Annotated in this window: 16 protein-coding genes; 7 read left to right on the forward strand and 9 right to left on the reverse strand. The window is 61.0% G+C overall.

Going from position 1 to position 15151, the window contains the following annotated elements; translation table 11 throughout:
- Positions 1–30: 30 nt before the first annotated feature.
- Positions 31–1599, forward strand: coding sequence for a SulP family inorganic anion transporter (locus tag ACM6IN_RS15665; protein WP_414916322.1), 1569 nt, complete (start codon positions 31–33; stop codon positions 1597–1599).
- Between the two features lie 130 nt (positions 1600–1729).
- On the opposite strand, the gene aroE is transcribed toward ACM6IN_RS15665, so the two are convergent.
- Positions 1730–2551, reverse strand: coding sequence for a shikimate dehydrogenase (aroE, locus tag ACM6IN_RS15670; RefSeq protein ID WP_414916323.1), 822 nt, complete (start codon positions 2549–2551; stop codon positions 1730–1732).
- Between the two features lie 9 nt (positions 2552–2560).
- Positions 2561–3475, reverse strand: coding sequence for an oxygen-dependent coproporphyrinogen oxidase (gene hemF / locus ACM6IN_RS15675; RefSeq protein ID WP_007911850.1), 915 nt, complete (start codon positions 3473–3475; stop codon positions 2561–2563).
- A gap of 149 nt (positions 3476–3624) precedes the next feature.
- Here hemF and ACM6IN_RS15680 point away from each other — a divergent pair, with 149 nt between their 5' ends.
- On the forward strand, positions 3625–4602 hold the full coding sequence (locus ACM6IN_RS15680; RefSeq protein ID WP_414916324.1) for an NADPH:quinone reductase: 978 nt from the start codon (positions 3625–3627) through the stop codon (positions 4600–4602).
- Between the two features lie 64 nt (positions 4603–4666).
- Here the strand turns inward: ACM6IN_RS15680 and ACM6IN_RS15685 are convergent, their stop codons facing one another.
- The 4 genes from ACM6IN_RS15685 to ACM6IN_RS15700 all read right to left on the reverse strand — a co-directional run bounded on the left by ACM6IN_RS15685 (position 4667) and on the right by ACM6IN_RS15700 (position 8401).
- Positions 4667–5341: a hypothetical protein gene (locus ACM6IN_RS15685; protein WP_414916325.1), complete on the reverse strand. Its 675-nt coding sequence runs from the start codon at positions 5339–5341 to the stop codon at positions 4667–4669.
- 240 nt (positions 5342–5581) lie between these two features.
- Positions 5582–6139, reverse strand: a complete 558-nt coding sequence (locus tag ACM6IN_RS15690) for an L-threonylcarbamoyladenylate synthase (protein ID WP_414916326.1) — start codon at positions 6137–6139, stop codon at positions 5582–5584.
- Between the two features lie 55 nt (positions 6140–6194).
- Positions 6195–7295 (reverse strand): DNA-processing protein DprA, encoded by a 1101-nt coding sequence (dprA, locus tag ACM6IN_RS15695; RefSeq protein ID WP_007911856.1) that lies wholly within the window; start codon positions 7293–7295, stop codon positions 6195–6197.
- Positions 7296–7375: 80 nt separating this feature from the next.
- Positions 7376–8401: a LysM peptidoglycan-binding domain-containing protein gene (locus ACM6IN_RS15700; RefSeq protein WP_414916327.1), complete on the reverse strand. Its 1026-nt coding sequence runs from the start codon at positions 8399–8401 to the stop codon at positions 7376–7378.
- A gap of 160 nt (positions 8402–8561) precedes the next feature.
- Between ACM6IN_RS15700 and def the strand changes: the two genes are divergently transcribed.
- The 5 genes from def (at position 8562) to ACM6IN_RS15725 (ending at position 13275) form a co-directional block, all read left to right on the forward strand.
- Positions 8562–9068: a peptide deformylase gene (def, locus tag ACM6IN_RS15705; protein ID WP_007911858.1), complete on the forward strand. Its 507-nt coding sequence runs from the start codon at positions 8562–8564 to the stop codon at positions 9066–9068.
- Positions 9069–9126: 58 nt separating this feature from the next.
- Positions 9127–10086, forward strand: coding sequence for a methionyl-tRNA formyltransferase (gene fmt, locus ACM6IN_RS15710; protein ID WP_414916328.1), 960 nt, complete (start codon positions 9127–9129; stop codon positions 10084–10086).
- Positions 10083–11393 carry a 16S rRNA (cytosine(967)-C(5))-methyltransferase RsmB gene (gene rsmB, locus ACM6IN_RS15715; RefSeq protein ID WP_007911860.1) on the forward strand — a complete coding sequence of 437 codons (1311 nt, stop codon included), beginning with the start codon at positions 10083–10085 and terminating at the stop codon, positions 11391–11393. The genes fmt and rsmB overlap by 4 nt, the downstream gene beginning before the upstream one ends.
- A 22-nt stretch (positions 11394–11415) precedes the next feature.
- Entirely contained in the window at positions 11416–12792 is a 1377-nt protein-coding gene (gene trkA / locus ACM6IN_RS15720; protein WP_007911861.1) for a Trk system potassium transporter TrkA, read from the forward strand.
- A gap of 168 nt (positions 12793–12960) precedes the next feature.
- Positions 12961–13275 carry a tetratricopeptide repeat protein gene (locus tag ACM6IN_RS15725; RefSeq protein WP_007911863.1) on the forward strand — a complete coding sequence of 105 codons (315 nt, stop codon included), beginning with the start codon at positions 12961–12963 and terminating at the stop codon, positions 13273–13275.
- A 1-nt stretch (position 13276) separates the two neighbouring features.
- Here the strand turns inward: ACM6IN_RS15725 and ACM6IN_RS15730 are convergent, their stop codons facing one another.
- From ACM6IN_RS15730 to ACM6IN_RS15740, 3 genes are all read right to left on the reverse strand, one after another.
- Positions 13277–13516, reverse strand: a complete 240-nt coding sequence (locus ACM6IN_RS15730) for a PilZ domain-containing protein (protein ID WP_007911864.1) — start codon at positions 13514–13516, stop codon at positions 13277–13279.
- A gap of 73 nt (positions 13517–13589) precedes the next feature.
- A complete protein-coding gene (locus tag ACM6IN_RS15735) occupies positions 13590–14477 on the reverse strand; it encodes a lysophospholipid acyltransferase (protein ID WP_008084359.1) in 888 nt (295 codons plus the stop codon).
- Positions 14478–14517: 40 nt separating this feature from the next.
- Complete coding sequence (locus tag ACM6IN_RS15740; RefSeq protein ID WP_414916329.1) at positions 14518–15075, reverse strand: DNA-3-methyladenine glycosylase I; 558 nt, start codon at positions 15073–15075, stop codon at positions 14518–14520.
- Positions 15076–15151: the final 76 nt, after the last annotated feature.

The raw sequence follows: 15151 nt of genomic DNA on the forward strand, positions 1-15151 counted from the left end.
CCTTGAATAAAACCCCAACCGCGAGGACCCATGGCCTTCCCCAGCCGCCACTCTCTCTTGCCCTTCCTCACCTGGCTACCGCGGCAAACCCGCGCCAGCGTCGGACGGGATCTGATCGTCGGCCTCAGCGGTGCGATTCTCGCGTTACCCCAGTCGATTGCCTACGCGCTGATCGCCGGCCTCCCACCTGAATACGGCCTCTACGCCGCGATCATTCCGGTGTTGATCGCCTGCCTGTGGGGCTCATCGTGGCATCTGATCTGCGGCCCGACGGCGGCGATTTCGATTGTGCTGTACGCCAGCGTCAGTCCCTTGGCCGTGCCAGCCTCGCAGGACTACATCACCTTGATCCTGCTGCTGACGTTCCTGGCCGGGATTTTCCAGTGGCTGCTCGGACTGCTGCGCTTCGGTGCGCTGGTGAATTTCGTTTCGCATTCGGTGGTACTCGGTTTCACTCTCGGCGCGGCGGTGGTGATCGCCATCGGGCAGTTGCCGAATCTGTTGGGACTGGAATTACCGGCGAAAGCCACGGCGCTGGCGAGTCTGATGGATCTGCTGCAGCACCTCAGGGCTGTGGATAAACCGTCGTTAGTTCTGGGCGTAGCCACGGTGGTGGTCGGCGTGGTGCTGAAACAACTGCTGCCACGCTGGCCAACGCTGTTGATCACATTGGTGCTGGCCAGTCTGGTGGTGTGGCTGTGGCCGGCGATGTTCGGGCATGTGCATCTGGTCAGCGCGTTTGTCGGGCGCCTGCCGCCGTTCAGTGGCTTGCCGCTGGATCTGGATTTGATCCTGCGTTTGCTGCCGAGCGCCGTGGCGGTGGGCATGCTCGGGCTGGTCACCAGCCTGTCGATCGCGCGCTCGATTTCCGCTCGGTCGCAACAGTTGCTCGATGCCAATCAGGAAGTTCGCGCGCAGGGTTTATCGAACATCGTCGGGGCGTTTTTTTCCGGGTCGCTGTCAGCCGGATCGTTTACCCGTTCGGGGTTGAGCTACGAGGCGGGCGCCTGTTCGCCATTGGCCGGGATCTTTTCAGCGATCTGGGTGGCGTTGTTTGCGATTTTCGGCGCCGGTCTGATTTCGCACATTCCCATTCCGGCAATGGCGGGCAGCATTCTGCTGATCGCCTGGGGCCTGGTCGATCATCGCGGCATTCGCGCGTTGCTGCGAGTCAGCCGTGCCGAGTTCGTGGTAATGGCGCTGACTTGCCTGGCGACATTGCTGCTGGAATTGCAGACGGCGATTTATGCCGGGGTGCTGGCATCACTGTTCTTCTACCTCAAGCGCACCTCGCAACCGCGTGTGCAGCATTGGCGCGACGGTGAGGATGATGTTTTGCGCGTCGGCGGCTCGATCTTTTTCGGCGCCAGCCATTACCTGCAAGTGCGCCTGCAGCGCCTGCACGGCGCGCGGGTGGTGATCGAGGCGCAGCAAATCAACTTCATCGACTATTCGGGGGTGGAGATGCTGCATCAGGAGGCGCGGCGTTTATTGCGCCAGAATCGCAGCCTGACCTTGCGCCGGGCGCGGCCGCAGGTGGTGGAGGAATTGAGGAAGCTTGAGGGGCCGGAGAAATGTCCGATCCGGTTTGAGGATTGATTGGCGATCGAGGTAATCCTTGTGGGAGCGAGCCTGCTCGCGAAGACTGCGGCACATCCAACATTGATGTGTCAGACAGACCGCTTTCGTCGGATCGCCGCCCGGAGCCGGCTCGCTCCCACATGGGTACTTATTGGGCCAGTTGCCGGCGCAGTTCGGCGAGTACTGGCGCGGTGTCCGGGCGTACACCGCGCCACAGGAAGAACGCCTCAGCCGCCTGTTCAACAAGCATCCCCAAGCCATCCATCACCACCGCTGCGCTATGCTCAGTGGCCCAACGGCAGAACGCTGTCGGCTCCTTGCCGTACATCATGTCGTAGCACAGGGTCTTGCCCGGCTCGATCAGGCTCGGCGCAATCGGCGGCACATCACCGGTCAGGCTGGCAGATGTAGCGTTGATGATCACGTCCACCGGCTCGCGCAACCAGTCGAAACCACTGGCTGACACCGGCCCGAGGTCGCAGAACAACTCGGCCAGCAATTCAGCCTTGTCCACCGTGCGATTGGCGATGATCACCGACGCGGGCTTCTCCGCCAGCAACGGCTCCAGCGCACCGCGCACGGCGCCACCGGCACCGAGCAGCAGGATGCGTTTGCCGGTCAGGCTGAACCCGGCGTTCACCGTCAGATCACGCACCAGTCCGGCGCCGTCGGTGTTGTCACCCAGCAGCGAGCCGTCCGCCAGTTTGCTCAAGGTATTCACCGCACCGGCGCGCTGCGCACGAGCAGTCAGGCTATTGGCCAAACGGTAAGCGTCTTCCTTGAACGGCACGGTAACGTTGGCACCGCGACCGTCCTGGAAAAACGCCGTGGCGCAGCCGGCGAAATCATCAAGCGGCGCCAGCAGCGTGCAGTAGTCGAGGCTCTGACCGGTCTGCGCAGCGAACAGTTTGTGAATCATCGGCGATTTGCTGTGGCCGATCGGGTTACCGAAAACGACGTAACGATCCATCAGAAATCCTCAGGCTTCGCCTAACCAGTCGCGGTCTTGCAGGAAGTACTCGGTCAGGCGCGCTTCTTCGCTGCCAGGTGCAGCCTTCCAGTCATAGCCCCAGCGCACTTGCGGCGGCAGCGACATCAGGATCGATTCGGTTCGCCCGCCCGATTGCAGGCCGAACAGCGTGCCACGGTCGTACACCAGGTTGAACTCGACGTAACGGCCACGGCGGAATTCCTGGAATTCACGCTGCTGCGCGGTGAAAGCATCGTTTTTACGGCGCTGCACGATCGGCAGATAGGCGTCGATGTAAGCGTCGCCGATGGCGCGCATGAAGGCGAAGCTGGTGTCGAAGTCCCACTCGTTCAGGTCATCGAAGAACAGACCGCCGATGCCGCGCGGTTCGTGGCGATGCTTGATGTGGAAGTAGGTGTCGCACCAGGCTTTATAGCGCGGGTAGACATCCGCCCCGAACGGCGCGCAAGCCTGCTCGGCGACGCGGTGCCAGTGGATGCAGTCTTCTTCGTTGCCGTAATACGGAGTCAGGTCGAAGCCGCCGCCGAACCACCAGACCGGCTCCTCACCTTCCTTCTCGGCAATGAAAAAACGCACGTTGGCGTGGGAAGTCGGCACATGCGGGTTGTGCGGGTGGATCACCAGCGACACGCCAAGCGCTTCGAAACCGCGACCGGCCAATTCCGGGCGATGGGCGCTGGCCGACGGTGGCAGACCACTGCCGAAGACGTGGGAAAAGTTGACACCGCCCTTTTCGATCACCGTACCGTTCTCGATCACGCGGGTGCGACCGCCACCGCCGGCGGGCCGGGTCCAGGCGTCTTCGACGAAGCGCGTGCCGCCGTCCTCGGTTTCGAGAGCCGCGCAGATGCGGTCTTGCAGGTCGAGCAGATAGGCCTTTACGGCGTCGGTGCGGGTCGTCATGGCTTCACCTTGAATCGGGCGGCGCCCCGCAGGCGGGCGACGCAAATGGGCGCGTAGCATACCACCGCACAACGGCGCGCCGCAGTTGACGAAGATCAAGCATGGGAGTTGGATAGGGGGCTCACAAAAGACCCAAGGAGAGCAGGCAAATGGCAAAGCGTATCCAGTTCCGCGCCCACGGCGGCCCCGAAGTGCTCGAATATGTTGACTATCAACCCGCCCCCCCCGGCCCGAATCAGGTACGCGTTGCCAACAAGGCCATCGGCCTGAACTTCATCGATACCTATTTCCGTAGCGGCCTGTATGCGCCGCCAGCCTTGCCGTCCGGCCTGGGCGCTGAAGGTGCGGGCATCGTCGAGGCCGTGGGCAGCGACGTCACCCGCTTCAAGGTCGGTGATCGCGTGGCCTACGGCAGCGGCCCGTTGGGGGCCTACAGCGAATTGCATGTGCTGCCCCAGGACAATCTGGTGCACCTGCCCGACGAAATCAGCTTCGAAACGGCTGCCGGGGTCATGCTCAAAGGCCTGACCGTGCAGTATCTGTTGCGTCAGACTTATGAGCTCAAGGGTGGTGAAACCATTCTGTTCCACGCTGCGGCAGGGGGTGTCGGTTCGCTCGCCTGCCAATGGGCCAAGGCCTTGGGCGTGAAGCTGATCGGCACCGTCAGCTCCAAAGAGAAGGCCGAGCTGGCCAAGGCCAATGGCGCCTGGGCGACCATCGATTACAGCCACGAAAACGTTGCGCAACGCGTGCTGGAGTTGACCGATGGCAAGAAAGTACCGGTGGTCTATGACGGCGTCGGCAAGGACACCTGGCTGACCTCTCTCGACAGTGTGTCGCCGCGCGGTCTGGTCGTAAGCTTCGGTAATGCTTCCGGCGCGGTAGACGGGGTCAATCTGGGCATTCTTGCCGCCAAAGGCTCGCTCTACGTAACCCGGCCGACACTGGCAACTTATGCCAACAATGCCGAAAACCTGCAGCGGATGGCCGATGAATTGTTCGAGATGATCATCAGCGGCAAGTTGAAGGTGGACATCAGCCAGCGTTATCCACTGGCTGATGCGGCGAAGGCGCAAACCGAACTGTCGGCACGCCGCACCACCGGTTCCACCGTCCTGCTGCCTTGATACCTCCCGGCGTCCTGCCAGTCAGGGTTTCAGATCCATGACTGGCAGGACGCTTCGAGCGTGTTCAGTACTTCTGTGGATGAGCCGCCGACGGTCTTGGCGTCCGATGACCGACAGTCGCGGGATCAGGCTGTTGCAACGCTGCGAGGATTTGCCGCCACTCGGCTGACAGCACCCAGTAATCCCCGCGTGCGCGCTGTTCGATATGCATGGGATTGGAGGCAACCGGCATCAGACCGAAACGCTGGTACAGGCGCAGCTGCGATGCCCTGCACAACGCAGTGACACCTTGATAGCCCTGTTTTATGGCCCACTCGGCAGCGGCCGCCATCAGACTGTCGACGGCAATAGGCTGTTCGCTGGGCGCGTACGAGATCAAGCGACTGAGTTCGACATGGCGTGACAACGCCACCGTGGGCGAAACATGCTGCTGCGCCAGTGAAGCCCACTCGAACGGCGCCGGAGTGGCCCTCAATACCGCCAGCAACTGATCGTGCCGATACAACAGAAAGTGGGTACTTCGCGGCCGTGTCGCCAGTCGGGTTTCGAGCATCCGCGCCCTGGACGTCAGCATGTAATGCTGCAGCCGAAGCCGAAATTGCCGTTCGATAAACCGATCGAACACTTGGGTATCCGACCCCGCTTCAAGCATCACGATCCGGCATCCCTCCTGATGACTGTTTAACGTCACCTGAAGCGTCTGCAAGTATTCCGTGAGTTGCAAATCCGTAGTGTCCATTCTTTCTCCGCAGACCTTAACTTATCGAAGTGTTTCGAGTGCAGGGAAAGGATGGTTGCTTTTGGCGATACCGCCACGAAACGCGGTCTGATAATCAGGTGGGAAAATTCAGTTAATTCAGATAGTTGATGATTTTTCCGACGCAACAACAAGCATCATTGCAGGATAAATCGCAGGCACGCGTAGTACTCCTCGCCGTCAAGGCGAGGAGTACTCACGTTACTAATGTTAGAGGCTGGATCAGTCGGGACGGATGACTTTGCCGGTCGCCAGATCACGAATCACGCTGGGGTTCTTGCGCCCACCCAGTCGCCCGCCCAGTATCAGATCGATCTGCCCACGGAAATATTGCTCAACCCGCAAGCGAGTGCGCGCTGCCGGGCGCCCCTGTGGGTTGGCAGAGGTCGAAATCAACGGCCCGACCATCGAGCACAGATCGCGCACCTGCGGGTGATCACTGACCCGTAGCGCCACGGTGTCGTGCATACCGGTCACCCATTCGGGCAACAAACCTTGATGCGGCACCAGCCAAGTGTTCGGCCCCGGCCAGGTGCTGGCCATGCGGTCGATCCACTCTGGCGGGAAGTCTTCGAACAGAAAATCGAACTGGCGAATATTGTCGGCAACCAGAATCAGCCCTTTGACCACCGATCGATTCTTGATCGCCAGCAACCGATCCACGGCCTCTTCGTTCCATGGGTCGCAACCCAGCCCCCAGACGGCTTCGGTTGGATAGGCAATCACCGCCCCGGCGCGAATCTCTCGTGCGGCTTGTTGCACACGCCAACTGTTGACCATGAAAAAATTCTCCGCAATCAGGTTTCGCGCAGTTTACCGATCTTCCTTGTAAAACCTAGCTTGTCCTGGCCAACCAGCGACCGTTTTCGCATACCGCGCGGCCGTCCATTTCCAGTTCGGTGAGTGCCGCCAGCACTTTCGGTAACGCCCAGCCGCTGCTGTCGGCCAAGCCTTCGCTGGTGTGCGGCGCGGCGTGCAGCAATATGAGCAATGGATGATCGACTTTCGCGGTGTCTGCGGACAATGGCAAATGCTGCCAGCCACGCAGGGCTTCGAGGATGTGCTCGATGGTTTCCACCAACACCGCACCGTCGCGAATCAATTGGTGACAACCGCGCGCGCCGGGGTGATGAATCGAGCCGGGAATCGCATACACCTCGCGCCCCTGTTCGGCTGCCAGCCGCGCAGTGATCAATGAACCGCTGGCAACGCTGGCCTCGACCACCAGCACTCCCAGAGACAATCCGCTGATGATCCGGTTACGACGCGGGAAGTTGCTCGCCGTCGGCCCGGCATCCAGCGGGAACTCCGAAAGCACTGCGCTGCCGGACGCGATCATCGCGTCAGCCAGGCGCCGATTGCGCTGTGGATAAAAATTTTCCAGCCCGGTACCCAACACACCGACGGTCAAGCCACCGACATCCAGTGCCGCCTGATGCGCAGCGGCATCAATGCCCAGTGCCAGACCGCTGGTGATGACAAAACCGGCCCCGGCGAGGCTGCGGGAAAACGCCGCTGCCGTGTCCATTCCCGGACGCGAAGCGCGTCGGCTACCCACCATTGCCAGTTGCGGTTTTTCCAGAATCAGTGGATCCCCGGCGACAAACAGCAACGGCGGTGGATCCGGAATCTGTGCCAGCAGCGCCGGATAATCCGCCTGATCCCACATCAGCAAATGATGATCCGACCGCTCTAGCCAGCGCATTGCATGGCTCGCGCCATCGCGCACCTCAGGACAGCGTCGCGCTTCGGCGCAGGCCGCCGGCATTCCCAGCGAGCGCCAGGCACTCGCTGGCGCGCTGATGGCTTTGGACGCCGAGCCGAAAGCTTCGAGCAATTTGGCAAACCGCTTCGGACCGATGTCCGGCAAGCGGTGCAGGCGCAGACGCGCTTCCAGTTCCGCCGGCGAAACCGGCGTGCAGACAGACAGCATCATGGATCATCCTTGATCGTTATAAGTCCCGAACCATTCGGAACAAGCTGTGGATAACTCTGTTGGTAACTTGTGAAGCAAGCTTACGGATTTCGCACCTTGTCGAGCACCGCCAGCGAGCGCGATGCGTTGAGCACGAGGCCATAGCTGAGTTTGTCGTAGGTGCGGAACACCATCAGCAAACCGGCGCGCTCATCGGGAATTTTCAGCGGCTGACCGGTGATGCGATCACGCACGGTTTCGCCGGTTTTCATCACCACCAACACGTTGCCTTCGGCCAGACCGTCGCGCTTGCCCTTGTTCAACGTGACCACGTCCATCACGCCAATCTGGGTAACACCGCGCGGCACATCGATGATCACTCCGTTGATGTTGGTCGTTGGTGCGCTGGGCATGAAGGTCGAGTTGATCGAGCGCTCTTCGCCGCTGAACAAACGATCGCCGAGGCGTACTTCCTGAGTGGTGCGTTGCAGGGCGAGAGTGGCGACGTCGCCTTCGGTCGCGACAATCTCACCGCCACCGATGTCGTCGGCATTGATCCCGAGGAACTCCTTGGTCTGCGGATCGGTGTAGACCTTGCCCTGACGGAAGATGCCGTAGACCGGTTGATCGGGGTCGAAATGGCCGCGAGCGAAGATGCGGTCACCGGTACCGCTGAGCACGCGTTCGGCATCGCCGGCGACGATGTACGGCGCCTTGTCGAAGTCCTCGGCCTTGTCGACGATGCGATTGCTCAGCAGAAAGCTGTTGATGGATTTCAGCGGAATGCTCGGAATCGCCTCGGCCACCGGGCTGGTACGGATCCGTGGCGAGAGCTTGATGGTGCCGCGCGACTCGCCGCGATTGACGGTCAGACGCGGCTGACCGTCGACATAACTGAGGGTCAGCGTGTCGCCGGGATAGATCAGGTTGGGGTTTTCAATTTGCGGATTGGCCCGCCACAGTTGTGGCCACTGCCAGGGCTCGCGCAGGTATTTGCCGGATATGTCCCAGAGTGTGACCCCCGAAACCACCGTGTATTGCTGTGGAAAACCATCCCTGAGTTGCACTTGCCCTTGCACCACGCCGGCCGAAGCCAACAGCAGCAGGGCGAGTAGTGTTTTCCTCATGCAGTGAATCCCTTTATCATGTGCATTCGCGTGAACCGTCAGAGCCCCCGTGGCTCGCTTGTGCAAAATGCACAAGCTACGCTTCACAACGGTAGCCTGCATCTTCGGACCTGCCAGGCCATCGCCCGACTTTACTCAACGTGTGCAGCAATCAAAGCCTATGGCCATTTTAAACATCCTCGAATTCCCGGACCCGCGTCTGCGCACTATCGCCAAGCCTGTGGCTGTAGTGGACGACGAAGTGCGTCAGTTGGTCGATGACATGTTTGAAACAATGTATGAAGCGCCGGGCATCGGCCTTGCCGCGACCCAGGTCAACGTGCACAAACGTATCGTCGTGATGGACCTTTCCGAAGACCGCACCGAACCGCGGGTGTTCATCAACCCCGAGTTCGAATCGCTGACCGAAGAAATGGACCAATACCAGGAAGGCTGCCTGTCGGTACCGGGTTTTTACGAAAACGTCGACCGCCCGCAAAAGGTCAGGATCAAGGCGCTGGACCGCGACGGCAAGCCTTATGAGCTGATCGCCGAAGGCCTGCTCGCGGTGTGCATTCAGCACGAATGCGACCACCTCAACGGCAAATTGTTCGTCGATTACCTGTCCACGCTCAAACGCGACCGGATCAAGAAGAAACTGGAAAAGCAGCACCGCCAGAACGCTTGATGCCCCTCCTTCAAAGGCTTGCTGCGGCAAGCCTTTTTCTTTTTATGAGAAGCCCTTCATGACTGAGCCACTGCGCATCGTTTTTGCCGGCACCCCGGAATTCGCCGCCGAACACCTCAAGGCCCTGCTGAACAGCCCCTACGAGATCGTTGCGGTCTACACCCAACCGGATCGCCCGGCCGGTCGCGGGCAAAAACTGATGCCGAGCCCGGTCAAACAGCTCGCCCTGGAAAATAATATCCAGGTGTTGCAGCCGCCGACTTTGCGCAACGCCGATGCACAGGCTGAACTGGCCGCGCTGAAACCGGACTTGCTGGTGGTGGTCGCCTACGGCCTGATCCTGCCGCAAGTGGTGCTGGATATTCCGCGTCTGGGCTGCATCAACAGCCATGCCTCGTTGCTGCCACGCTGGCGCGGTGCGGCGCCGATCCAGCGCGCCGTCGAACACGGTGATGCCGAGAGCGGCGTTACCGTAATGCGCATGGAGGCCGGCCTCGACACCGGGCCGATGTTGCTCAAGGTCGTCACGCCGATCACCGGTGAGGACACTGGCGGCTCCTTGCATGATCGTCTCGCCGAGATGGGTCCGCCGGCCGTGGTGCAAGCGATTGCCGGTCTGGCTGCTGGCACGCTGGAAGGCGAAGTGCAAAACGACGAGCTCGCCACCTACGCGCACAAGCTCAACAAGGACGAAGCACGCATCGACTGGAGCCGCCCGGCGGTTGAGCTGGAGCGACTGGTGCGCGCCTTCAACCCATGGCCGATCACCCACAGCACCCTTAACGGTGAAGCACTGAAAGTGCTGGCGGCGACGCTTGCCGAGGGCAATGGCGCGCCGGGTGAAATCCTCAGCGCCAGCAAGGACGGCCTGGTCGTCGCTTGCGGCGAACAAGCGCTGTGCCTGACCCGTCTGCAATTGCCTGGCGGCAAGGCACTGAACTTCAGCGACCTGTTCAACAGCCGCCGTGAGAAATTTGCTCTCGGCACCGTACTCGGCGCAGCGGTGGACGCGCAATGAACCCGCGTCTGGCCGCCGCCAAGGCACTCGCCGCCGTGCTCAGCGGCAAAGCCTCGCTGAACAGCTCCCTGCCCACGCAACTGGACAAAGTCGAGGATCGCGATCGCGGTTTCACTCAGGATCTGGCGTTCGGCACTGCGCGATGGCAGCCACGCCTGTCGGCGCTGGCGGAAAAACTGCTGCAGAAACCGTTCAAGGCCGCCGACGCCGATGTCGAAGCGCTGCTGCTGGTCGGTCTCTACCAATTGCTCTACACCCGCGTGCCGGCCCACGCCGCCATCGGCGAAACCGTCGGTTGCGCCGACAAGTTGAAAAAGCCGTGGGCCAAAGGCCTGCTCAACGCCGTGTTGCGCAACGCCCAGCGCGAAAGCGAAACAATTTTCGCCGAACTGGAACGTGATCCGGTGGTGCGCACTGCTCACCCGCGCTGGCTGCAAAAATCCCTCAAGGCCTTCTGGCCTGAGCAGTGGGAAGCCATTTGCGAAGCGAACAATGCGCATCCGCCGATGATTCTGCGGGTCAACCGCCGCCATCACAGCCGCGACGCCTACCTTGGTCTGCTGACCGAGGCGGGCATTGCTGCGACGCCATGCGTTTACAGCCGCGACGGCATCATCCTTGAAGCCGCTGCCGACGTGCGCAGCCTGCCGGGTTTCGCCGAAGGCTGGATCAGCGTGCAGGACGAGGCCGCGCAACTGGCTGCCGACCTGCTTGATCTGGCGCCGGGCCAACGCGTGCTCGACGCCTGTTGCGCCCCTGGTGGCAAGACCTGCCACATTCTCGAAGCCGAACCGGCGCTGGCCGGCGTGGTCGCGGTGGATCTGGAAGCCAAACGACTGGTGCGCGTTAAGGAAAACCTTGAACGCCTTGGTCTGAATGCCGAACTTATCGCCGCCGACGGTCGCGACACCGAGAAATGGTGGGACGGCAAACCGTTCCAGCGCATCCTGCTCGACGCGCCGTGCTCGGCCACCGGCGTGATCCGCCGCCACCCGGACATCAAGCTGACCCGTCAGCCCGACGACATCGTCGCCCTCGCGCAATTGCAAGGCGAACTGCTCGACGCCATGTGGAAAACCCTCGAAGTCGGCGGCATCCTGCTCTACGCCACTTGCTCAACGCTGCCGACCGAAAACACTGAAGTCATCGCTGCGTTCCTCGAGCGCACCCCGGGTGCCCGCGAACTGGATCTGGCCACCACGGCCGGGATCAAACAGCCCCATGGTCGCCAATTGCTGGCCCAGCAGGGCGGCCATGACGGGTTCTACTACGCCAAGCTGATCAAGATCGCTGCCGCGCGCGGCTAAACGGATTCAACGGAGTGACTGGATGAAAATCATCATCCTCGGTGCGGGACAGGTCGGCGGTTCGCTGGCCGAGCATTTGGCCAGTGAAGCCAACGACATTACGGTGGTCGACACCGACGGCGAACGCCTGCGCGACCTCGGCGACCGCCTCGACATCCGCACCGTGCAGGGCCGTGGCTCGCTGCCGTCGGTGCTGCGTCAGGCCGGTGCCGACGACGCCGACATGCTGGTGGCGGTGACCAACAGCGACGAGACCAACATGGTCGCCTGCCAGGTGGCCCACACCCTGTTCCACACCCCGACCAAAATCGCCCGGGTGCGCGAAGCGTCTTACCTCAATCGCGAGGAACAGCTGTTCCAGAACGAAGCGATTCCGGTCGACGTGTTGATCAGCCCCGAGCAAGTGGTGACCAACTACATCAAGCGCCTGATCCAGCATCCCGGCGCTTTGCAGGTGATCGATTTCGCCGAAGGCGCTGCGCAATTGGTGGCGGTGCGCGCCTATTACGGCGGCCCGCTGGTAGGTCAGCAACTACGGCAGTTGCGCGAACACATGCCGAATGTCGAGACGCGCGTGGCAGCGATTTTCCGCCGTGACCGACCGATTCTGCCCCAGGGCGATACCGTGATCGAGGCCGATGACGAAGTCTTCTTCATCGCTGCCCGTGAGAATATTCGCGCAGTGATGAGCGAAATGCGCCGCCTCGACGAAACCTACAAACGCATCGTCATTGCTGGCGGCGGGCAAATTGGCGAGCGTTTGGCCGAGGCCATCGAAAGCCGGTATCAGGTGAAGATCATCGAGATGAGCCCGGCGCGTTGCCGTTATCTCTCCGACACCCTCGACAGCACCGTGGTGTTGCAGGGCAGCGCTTCTGACCGTGATTTGCTGCTGGAAGAGAACATCGCCGACGCCGACATTTTTCTCGCGCTGACCAACGATGACGAAGCCAACATCATGTCGTCGCTGCTGGCCAAACGGCTGGGGGCGAAAAAGGTCATGACGATCATCAACAACCCGGCCTACGTTGATCTGATCCAGGGCGGCGACATCGACATCGCCATCAGCCCGCAACTGGCGACCATCGGCACGCTGCTGGCCCACGTGCGTCGTGGCGATATCGTCAGTGTGCACTCACTGCGCCGCGGTGCGGCAGAAGCGATCGAAGCAATTGCCCACGGTGATGCGAAGTCGAGCAAGGTGATCGGCAAACCTATCGAGAAGATCGGCCTGCCGCCCGGCACTACGATTGGTGCGGTGATCCGCAATGAACAAGTGATCATTGCCCACGATGACACGGTGATCGAGGCGGGCGACCATGTGATTCTGTTCCTTGTGGATAAAAAGCATATTCGCGATGTGGAGAAGCTGTTCCATGTGGGGTTGAGCTTCTTCTGATCCTGAATGAGCGGTGCCTTCATTGGCCCCATCGCTGGCAAGCCAGCTCCCACAGGGTTTTTCGGTTGTTCACAAATGTGATGTGCACCCGAGATCCTTGTGGGAGCTGGCTTGCCAGCGATGGCGGCACCGCAGATCTTTCTGACGCACTAGAAAAGGAATCCACCGATGCTCGAATCCCTAGAAAAAATGCTCGCCAAGGGTGTGGATAACTCCCTGCTGCGCTTCGGCCTGGGCAAGGGCTATCTGGATCTGGGCGAAAACGCCAAGGCCGCCGAGCATTTCCAACGCTGTGTCGCCTTCGACCCCAAGTATTCGGCCGCATGGAAACTATTGGGCAAGGCGCATCTGGCGCTGGGCGATCACGCCGCCGCGCGGCAAGCGTGGGAACAAGGTCTGGAAGCGGCCCGCGCCCATGGCGACAAGCAGGCCGAAAAGGAAATGACGGTGTTTCTGAAGAAGCTGGATCGTCAGGCGCAGTAAATCAAAGGTAGCGAAGTCCGATACCGTCGGCATCCACCGTTACCACCTCCATGCGCACCCGCGGCGCGCCTGTGGGTAGTCCCTGCACCTGGCCGTAAACCACTGCACCTTTGGGTAAAGAAGCCAAAACCGGATGCTGCACAAACACCCCGGTGGGCGACAGATTGCGCGTCTGCCCGAGGCATTCGCCAAAGCTGTCGTGGGTAATCTTGATGCGGAAAGATTTGCGGTGTTCGGACATCTTGTTGCGCCCTTTGATGAACGGTTGTGGATAACCTCACCAGAGAAGTTATCCACAGATCATGCCAATCAGCTCAATACCAGCGCTCTTCGCCCGGCGGACGCTTTTTGAAGCGCTTCATGCTCCACATGTACTGGCTCGGATACGCCGCCACATAACGCTCGACGACTTTGCTCATCGCTGCGCAGGATTCGGCGGTATCGGTGCTGTACATGGCTTCTGGCGCGGCTTCGAGGATCACTTTGTAGCCAGATCCATCGGGCAGGCGCAACGCATGCAGGAACACGCCGACGGCTTTGCCACCGGCCAACATGTTCGGCACGAATTTGCTGGTCAGCGCTTGCGTGGCGAAGAACGGCACGAAGATCCCGGCGGATTCGGCCGGTTCCGGGTCAGCGGGAATGCCCACTGCACCACCTTTGCGCACTTCCTTGATGACGCTGAGGATGCCTTCCTTGGTCGACGCGGCGACTTTGTTGCCCAGTTGCACGCGCTGTTTGCGCAGCAATTCATCCACAGCCTTGAGCTTCGGCGGACGGTAGAAAATGATCGGCTTGCACTGGCTGCAATAGAAGTGATTGAGCACTTCCCAGTTACCAAGGTGGCTGGTGATGCCGACTACGCCTTTGCCCGAGGCGAGCGCGTCTTTCAGCACGTCGAGGCCTTCGACTTCGCGCACCAGGTCGATCGAGCGCTGCGCTGGCCAGATCCACGCGCAGGCGCTTTCGGTCAGCGACTTGCCGATGTCTTTCAGGCTCTGCCCGACCAGACGCTCACGTTCGGCCGGATCCATCTGTGGAAAACATTTCGCTAGGTTGATCCGCACCACGTCGCGGGAGCGGTTGGGGGTTTTCCACATGATCCAGCCGATCGCCGAACCCACGGCCTGCACGGCCCGCCATGGCAGCAGGGCAAACAGCCGCAGAGCGCCTACCAGCAAGGCGCCTTTAAACTTTTCCACAGGTCACTCCTGATCTTGTGCGGTGCGCGAGGCGGCCATTCTAACCGCCGTTGGCGAGCTGCGCGTAGCGGTCGCAGTCCTGGGTGTGGTCCATGACCATGCCCGAGGCCTGCATCAGTGCGTAGCAAATGGTCGGGCCGACGAACGTGAACCCGGCCTTTTTCAGGCCTTTGCTCATCGCCAGCGCTTCGGGGGTGATCGCCGGGACTTCGCTGCGATCCTTGAAATGATTGATGATCGGTTGGTCGTTAACAAACGACCAGAGGAACCCCACCGGGTCCTCCAGCGCCAGCCAGGCCTGGGCATTACGGCGGGCGGCATTGAGTTTGAGGCGGTTGCGGATGATCCCCGGATCGAGCATCAACTCGTCGATTTCGGCGTCGCTCATCTGCGCCACGCGCTGCACATCGAAGCCGAACAACACCTCGCGATAACGCTCGCGTTTGCGCAGCACGGTGATCCACGACAGCCCGGCCTGGAACCCTTCGAGCAAAAGCAACTCGAACAAACCCTGCGCATCGCGTAGCGGCGTGCCCCACTCCTGGTCGTGATAAGCCATGTACAGCGGATCTTCGGTACACCAAAAGCAGCGTGGCATAAGGCTCCAGGGGGCGTGCGCAGCAATGAATCGGGTATACTCCCGCTCTTTAAATCGCAGCCCAAGAAACAGGTGA

Origin of the sequence: Pseudomonas sp. IT-P395 (assembly GCF_949767675.1) — a bacterium.
GTDB lineage: Bacteria > Pseudomonadota > Gammaproteobacteria > Pseudomonadales > Pseudomonadaceae > Aquipseudomonas.

Bases quoted from the DNA above. Each gene is read 5' to 3' on its own strand.
- ACM6IN_RS15665 (WP_414916322.1), top strand. From the start codon at position 31: ATGGCCTTCCCCAGCCGCCACTCTCTCTTGCCCTTCCTCACCTGGCTA.
- aroE (WP_414916323.1), bottom strand. From the start codon at position 2,551: ATGGATCGTTACGTCGTTTTCGGTAACCCGATCGGCCACAGCAAATCG.
- hemF (WP_007911850.1), bottom strand. From the start codon at position 3,475: ATGACGACCCGCACCGACGCCGTAAAGGCCTATCTGCTCGACCTGCAA.
- ACM6IN_RS15680 (WP_414916324.1), top strand. From the start codon at position 3,625: ATGGCAAAGCGTATCCAGTTCCGCGCCCACGGCGGCCCCGAAGTGCTC.
- ACM6IN_RS15685 (WP_414916325.1), bottom strand. From the start codon at position 5,341: ATGGACACTACGGATTTGCAACTCACGGAATACTTGCAGACGCTTCAG.
- ACM6IN_RS15690 (WP_414916326.1), bottom strand. From the start codon at position 6,139: ATGGTCAACAGTTGGCGTGTGCAACAAGCCGCACGAGAGATTCGCGCC.
- dprA (WP_007911856.1), bottom strand. From the start codon at position 7,295: ATGATGCTGTCTGTCTGCACGCCGGTTTCGCCGGCGGAACTGGAAGCG.
- ACM6IN_RS15700 (WP_414916327.1), bottom strand. From the start codon at position 8,401: ATGAGGAAAACACTACTCGCCCTGCTGCTGTTGGCTTCGGCCGGCGTG.
- def (WP_007911858.1), top strand. From the start codon at position 8,562: ATGGCCATTTTAAACATCCTCGAATTCCCGGACCCGCGTCTGCGCACT.
- fmt (WP_414916328.1), top strand. From the start codon at position 9,127: ATGACTGAGCCACTGCGCATCGTTTTTGCCGGCACCCCGGAATTCGCC.
- rsmB (WP_007911860.1), top strand. From the start codon at position 10,083: ATGAACCCGCGTCTGGCCGCCGCCAAGGCACTCGCCGCCGTGCTCAGC.
- trkA (WP_007911861.1), top strand. From the start codon at position 11,416: ATGAAAATCATCATCCTCGGTGCGGGACAGGTCGGCGGTTCGCTGGCC.
- ACM6IN_RS15725 (WP_007911863.1), top strand. From the start codon at position 12,961: ATGCTCGAATCCCTAGAAAAAATGCTCGCCAAGGGTGTGGATAACTCC.
- ACM6IN_RS15730 (WP_007911864.1), bottom strand. From the start codon at position 13,516: ATGTCCGAACACCGCAAATCTTTCCGCATCAAGATTACCCACGACAGC.
- ACM6IN_RS15740 (WP_414916329.1), bottom strand. From the start codon at position 15,075: ATGCCACGCTGCTTTTGGTGTACCGAAGATCCGCTGTACATGGCTTAT.